This window comes from Actinotalea ferrariae CF5-4, from assembly GCF_000603945.1.
Taxonomy (GTDB): domain Bacteria; phylum Actinomycetota; class Actinomycetes; order Actinomycetales; family Cellulomonadaceae; genus Actinotalea; species Actinotalea ferrariae.
In genome coordinates, this window is the sequence record NZ_AXCW01000544.1 from 1 (window position 1) to 741 (window position 741).

Annotated in this window: 1 protein-coding gene; it reads right to left on the reverse strand. The window is 71.0% G+C overall.

The features are described 5' to 3' along the window. Positions 1-701 (reverse strand): IS21-like element helper ATPase IstB (istB, locus tag N866_RS19225; RefSeq protein ID WP_052023277.1); only part of this gene is annotated, 701 nt, incomplete at its 3' end. Positions 702-741 lie beyond the last annotated feature (40 nt).

The following is a 741-nucleotide window of genomic DNA, read 5'->3' on the forward strand; positions in this document are numbered from 1 at the left end:
CGGTTCTTGAGCCGGTAGGAGTCCCCCTTGAGGGCGATGACATCGGCGTGGTGGACCAGGCGGTCGATCATCGCGGCGGCGACGGTGTCGTCGCCGAAGACCTCGCCCCACCGGCCGAAGGGCTTGTTCGAGGTCACGATCAGGGAGGCGCGTTCGTAGCGGGCCGAGACGAGCTGGAAGAACAGGTTCGCGGCCTCGGGTTCGAAGGGGATGTAGCCGACCTCATCGATGACCAGCAGGGGGTAGCGACCCAGGCGGCGCAGCTCGTCCTGCAGGCGCCCGTCGTGGTGGGCGGTCGCGAGCCGGTCGACCCACTCCGCGGCGGTGGCGAACAGGACGCGGTGGCCGGCTTGGCAGGCGCGGATCGCGATCCCGGTGGCCAGGTGGGTCTTGCCGGTCCCGGGCGGGCCGATCAGGACGACGTTCTCCCGACCGGCGATGAAGTCCAAGGTGCCCAGGTGCGCGATCTGCTCACGCTTCAGGCCCCGGGCGTGGTCGTAGTCGAACTCCTCCAGGGACTTGCGGGCCGGGAACCGCGCGGCTCGGATCCGCCCGTCGCCGCCGTGGGCTTCTCGGGCAGCGACCTCCCGTTGCAGGCAGGCGGCCAGGAACTCCTCGTAGGTCCAGGACTCGGTGCGGGCCCGGTCCGCGAGCCGGTCCACGGCCTCGCGCATCGTGGGTGCCTTCAATGCCCGGGTCAGGAACGCGAGCTCGGCGGTGACGTCGCGGGCAGGCTTGGTC